1 protein-coding gene is annotated in these 609 nt (G+C 43.0%); it reads right to left on the bottom strand.

The genetic code is table 11. From position 1 onward, the window contains the following. Nucleotides 1-99: 99 nt before the first annotated feature. Nucleotides 100-609: RagB/SusD family nutrient uptake outer membrane protein (locus HC175_RS16410; RefSeq protein ID WP_168139458.1), on the bottom strand; the 510-nt coding region annotated here is incomplete at its 5' end.

Genomic DNA, 609 nt, shown 5'->3' with positions numbered 1-609 from the left:
AAAACCACATCATCATCTGAACTACATGCATTAAAGCCCGTTAGGGTAACTAAGGCTAATATTAATATTGAAAGCTTTTTCATTGTTCTTTATTTATAATTAATATCCTGGATTTTGTGTTAAGTTGGTGTTCACCCCTAAGTCGGAGGACGGTAGAGGATAGATATTCCTGAATTCGGCTGTAGTTGTTCCCTGAGGAACATTTCCTTTCCAGGCCCAGATTCCCTGGGTTGTGAACTGTCCAAACCTGATAAGGTCTGTACGGCGATGCGCTTCCCAGTAAAGTTCTCTTCCGCGTTCGTCAATAATGAAGTCCAGAGTAAGATCGTTTGCAGAAATGGTTCCGCCGTTTTCATAAGCTCTGTCTCTCAATTCGTTGATATAAGTCACAGCCTGGCTCTGGCTGCCACCTCCACCTCTAAGAACAGCTTCAGCATACATGAGGTAAACGTCAGCCAGTCTGAACATTGGGAAATCTGTATCAGGATGTTCTCCTGTTGGGTCTGATCCCGCATTACCTTCAGAATCCACATTGCGGAATTTAGCAATAGCATATCCATCAGTAAATCTGGTAATGTCCCGAATTTCTAAGCTTTGGCCTTCAGCAAA

It is taken from the genome of Salinimicrobium oceani (assembly GCF_012037645.1).
This window is presented reverse-complemented; position numbering and strand designations above follow the sequence as displayed.